The 4,375-nt window shown below is 38.4% G+C and carries 5 protein-coding genes; 2 read left to right on the top strand and 3 right to left on the bottom strand.

What is annotated here, in order from left to right:
• A partial coding sequence (locus P8M52_RS06235) for an efflux RND transporter permease subunit (protein ID WP_300308902.1) occupies nt 1–2,136 on the top strand: 2,136 nt, incomplete at its 5' end.
• A gap of 103 nt (nt 2,137–2,239) precedes the next feature.
• Here the strand turns inward: P8M52_RS06235 and lipA are convergent.
• Genes lipA through P8M52_RS06220 form a run of 3 tightly spaced genes read right to left on the bottom strand, consistent with a single transcriptional unit; the run spans nt 2,240 to nt 4,091 of the window.
• Entirely contained in the window at nt 2,240–3,202 is a 963-nt protein-coding gene (lipA, locus tag P8M52_RS06230; protein ID WP_300308900.1) for a lipoyl synthase, read from the bottom strand.
• Entirely contained in the window at nt 3,195–3,806 is a 612-nt protein-coding gene (gene lipB, locus P8M52_RS06225; RefSeq protein ID WP_300308898.1) for a lipoyl(octanoyl) transferase LipB, read from the bottom strand. The genes lipA and lipB overlap by 8 nt, the downstream gene beginning before the upstream one ends.
• 6 nt (nt 3,807–3,812) lie before the next feature.
• Nucleotides 3,813–4,091: a DUF493 domain-containing protein gene (locus tag P8M52_RS06220; RefSeq protein ID WP_300308895.1), complete on the bottom strand. Its 279-nt coding sequence runs from the start codon at nt 4,089–4,091 to the stop codon at nt 3,813–3,815.
• Between the two features lie 62 nt (nt 4,092–4,153).
• Between P8M52_RS06220 and P8M52_RS06215 the strand changes: the two genes are divergently transcribed.
• Nucleotides 4,154–4,375: AAA family ATPase (locus P8M52_RS06215; RefSeq protein WP_300308892.1), on the top strand; the 222-nt coding region annotated here is incomplete at its 3' end.

The following is a 4,375-nucleotide window of genomic DNA, read 5'->3' as shown; positions in this document are numbered from 1 at the left end:
ATTGATAATAAAATTAGTATAGGTACAGCAATTGACGCCGTTCGTGAAGTAGGAAACCCTACTATTCTAGCAACATTTACCGTTGTTGCAGCGCTAGTGCCGATGGCAGCAGTGAGTGGCATGATGGGGCCGTATATGGCACCAATTCCAGTACTTGGTTCTGTAGCAATGATGTTTTCGTTATTTGCAGCCTTTGTATTTACTCCATACTTTATTATGAAATTAGTGCCGCCACTAAGTGTGCTGCATAAGATGCATGAGAAGGAAGAAAAAGAAGCAAAGGTAATGTATGCTTTTTATCATTCAACAATTTCGGCACTATTTAATAAAGCTAGTTATGGCTGGAGCTTTTTAATTGGTCTAGTAATTGTATTTTTTATGGCAATGTCAATGTTCTATACGACAGCAGTGCCAGTTAAGATGTTACCGTTAGATAATAAATCAGAATTTGGTGTTGTACTCGATATGCCAGATGGAACAGCATTATCAAGCACAGCTTCAACGTTGCATTTGATGGCACAAAAACTCCGCAACGTTCCAGAAGTGGTGGATATTCAAGCTTATTCAGGTACGGCTAAACCGTTTGATTTTAATGGTCTAGTTAGACACTCATACTTACGTCAATCTTCTTCGGTTGGTGAGTTACAAATTCAATTGGCAGAGAAATCCGATCGAACTCGATCTAGTCATGAAATAGCATTAGAAGCACGTGAACTGATTAGAACAATTGCTGAAGATGCGGGTGCAGATTACTCTGTGGTAGAGATGCCGCCTGGCCCTCCGGTACTTAGACCAGTTGTTGCTGAAGTATACGGACCAGATAAAGAAAATCGTCGTAAGCTTGCTAACGATTTGACAGAGTTGTTTATTGAGTCAGGCACTATGACAGATATTGATAATCTAATGCGGGATGAATACCCTGTGATTGATTTCCAAGTAGATACAGCTAAAGCCTCTAGATTTGGCGTTAGTGTTATGACTGTTAAAGAGACATTGGCGATGGCTATGAGTAGCTTTAACGTAGGCACAATTCGTCTAAAAAACGCATTAGAACCCTCACGTATTTGTTTGCAAGTTCCTTTAACTAAGCGCTCGCAGTTATCATACTTAACTCAATTGCCTGTTCCTTCGCAACATGGTGGCATGATTCCAATTTCTGAATTGGGCTCATTTAGCTATAAGAAACAAGATGATTTGATCTATCATAAAGATTTAGCGGATGTTGAGTATGTATTAGGCGAGCCAATTGGTCGTTTAAGTGCGCCAATTTACGCGATGTTTGCAGTCGATGATTTGTTGCTACGATATCAGACTCTTGACGGTACACAGTTACAAGGTGAATATCTAGGTCCACCAGTAGATCAAACCATTCCAGGATTTGAATGGGGTGGCGAATGGACTGTTACCTATGAAACATTCCGAGACATGGGTATGGCGTTTGGTGTGGCACTGGTGGTAATTTATATGTTGGTAGTGTGGCAGTTTGGAAACTTTATTATTCCTGCTGTAATTATGGCACCAATTCCGTTAACTCTATTGGGTATCGTTCCAGGTCATTGGTTATTAAATGCTGAATTTACAGCGACATCAATGATTGGTTGGATTGCTTTAGCTGGAATTGTTGTGCGAAATTCAATTTTATTGGTGGACTTTACGGTTCAAGAATATGCCAAAGGTATGCCTTTCTTTGATGCTGTGATTAACTCTTGTTCTTCACGTACCAGACCAATTATGATTACTGCATTTGCTTTGGTTGGTGGATCTAGTGTTATTTTGTCAGATCCAATTTTCCAAGGTATGGCGATCTCGTTATTATTTGGTGTCTTGATTTCGACAATCTTGACTTTGATTGTTATTCCACTAGGAATTTTATCTGCTGGTGAGGAGTCTTGTCGTAACATTGCTGTTAGTATGGGTCTCCTTCCTGGTGATGCAGACGCTGATGCTAAGTACAACATTGTTAAGGAAAAGAAACCTAACGCTGCAAAGCAAGATAATGATCCTAAAAACTGGATTAAAACCGCACTAACTAAAAAAGCTAAAAAATCTGATGATATCGAGGATGCGCAAGAAGCAGCTGATGATAAAATTGATACAAATGGCTTGTTAAAGAAAGAAGATAAAAATGATGTTTAGTTAATCAGTTTTAATCTGACCATTCGAATAAAAAAGAGTGGGACAAAAAAATACCGACATTTAGTCGGTATTTTTTTTGTCTAAATTTTAGTTAATTGATAAGTTAGCTAATAGCTTCCCCAGCAGCTTGAAGATCTGCATGATAAGACGATCTAACCATTGGTCCACTAGCCACTTGAGTAAAGCCAAGTTCGGTTGCAATCACTTTATATTTTTCAAACTGTTCTGGGTGGATATATGCTTCAACTGCCAGATGATGCTTACTCGGCTGTAAGTACTGACCTAGAGTTAACATGTCTACATTATGTGCTCTTAAATCTTTGAGTACATCGATAACTTGTTTTTCACTTTCACCGACGCCTAGCATTAAGCCTGATTTTGTTGTCACCTCAGGATGTTGTTTTTTAAAAGCTTTCAATAGCTCTAGCGAGTATTCATAACTTGCACCAGGGCGTACTTTTGGATACAGGCTTGGTACCGTTTCAAGATTGTGATTAAAAACATCAGGCGGACAAGTTTCAAACACCTCAAGCGCCTTGTCTACTCTTCCTCTAAAGTCTGGCGTTAAGATTTCAATCTTAACTTTTGGTGTGCGTGCTCTAACTTGATCAATACATTGTTTAAAATGTTCAGCACCACCGTCACGCAGATCATCACGATCTACTGAGGTGATTACTACATACTTAAGCTGCATTTTTTCAATAGTTTCTGCTAAATGCTGTGGTTCATCTTTGTCTAGTGCTTTGGGCTTGCCATGAGCCACGTCACAGAAAGGACAGCGACGCGTACAAATTTGGCCCATGATCATAAAGGTAGCTGTACCATGATTGAAACACTCACTTAAGTTAGGACATTGGGCTTCTTCACAAACGGTAAATAATTTTTGCTCTCTTAAAGTTTTTTTTAACTTATCCACTTTTGAGCCACTAGGATGCTTAATACGAATCCAATTAGGTTTGCGTAGCGGTGCACGTTGTGCATCTGGCTTAATCTTTAGGCGCGATACTTTTGATTCACCCTTAAGACTTTTTATTTCGATTTCTTGCTCACTTGAGGTGTTATTCATGCTGATTAATATTTGTAATGATTAATTGGGTCAATTGTTTTGAAACTTGCGACAAAGAAACATCATTATCCGCTAAGTCACTTAATTGTGTTACTTGCAATCCTGGGTATCCACAAGGGTTAATTTGTGCAAAGGGTTGCAAATCCATATCTATGTTGACACTTAACCCATGATAGGTTTTTCCCTGTTTAACCTTTAAACCAAGCGCAGCGATTTTACTTTGGTTGACGTATACACCGGGTGCACCAGGCTTAAGTTGTGCATCAATACTATAAAATTTTAATAATTGAATGACAGACTCTTCAAGAATGGACACCATCTTTTTAATACCAAAGCCTTTAGTTTGTAAATCTATTAAGCAATATATGATTAATTGACCGGGACCATGGTAAGTTACTTGACCGCCTCGATCGGTTTTGATTAAGGGAATATTGTTAATATTAAGCTCATGTTCGGATTTGCCAGCAATGCCTTGAGTAAAGACACTTGGGTGTTCAACAATCCAAAGTTCATCCTCACTCTCAGATGTGCGTGTATCAGTAAATTCTTTCATGGATTGCCAGGTAGTCAAATAATCTTGATGACCTAGTTCAACAATGTTCATATAAGTTTAAAGCACGTAAGCAACTAACTTGCAATCCTGCAGGTCTTGATTGATACTGTCTAACTGTGCTCTGCTAGTTGCAATAATTTTAAGCGTGATAGATACATAGCCGCCTTTTGAGCTTTGCTTGGTAGTAATGCTGTCTGGATGGATTTCATCAGTATAACGCTCGACAATAGTGCGTACTGTTGCATGCAACTCATCACAAGTTTTGCCAAATACTTTAACAGAATAATCACAAGGAAAATTCCATAGTTCTTCAGAGGTAATATTAGTAGTAGTCATATTATGTGATTTTATCTTCTATTACGGTAGAATATAGCCACTTTTCATATTTTCAAGTCATTATGCGTCCAGAGCAAGTTAATAAAATCCTTACCCAAGAGTTTGAATCAGTATTTGAAGGTCATCACACGCCAGTTATGTTGTGGGGTGCCCCTGGTATTGGAAAATCTCAAATAATTTCCCAAGTAGCCACAGCGCATAATGTCAATATTATTGATATTCGACTTTCACAGATGGAACCTAGTGATCTTCGAGGCATTCCTTTTAAAAATGATAATTTAGTT

Origin of the sequence: Candidatus Thioglobus sp. (assembly GCF_029243085.1) — a bacterium.
In the GTDB taxonomy this organism is placed as follows: domain Bacteria; phylum Pseudomonadota; class Gammaproteobacteria; order PS1; family Pseudothioglobaceae; genus Thioglobus_A.
The sequence above is the reverse complement of the archived record's forward strand: the minus strand, read 5'-3'. Positions and strand labels throughout refer to the sequence as shown.

Excerpts from the sequence above, each read along its gene's own strand:
- lipB (WP_300308898.1), bottom strand. The coding sequence starts at position 3,806 with ATGAACATTGTTGAACTAGGTCATCAAGATTATTTGACTACCTGGCAA.
- lipA (WP_300308900.1), bottom strand. The coding sequence starts at position 3,202 with ATGAATAACACCTCAAGTGAGCAAGAAATCGAAATAAAAAGTCTTAAG.
- P8M52_RS06220 (WP_300308895.1), bottom strand. The coding sequence starts at position 4,091 with ATGACTACTACTAATATTACCTCTGAAGAACTATGGAATTTTCCTTGT.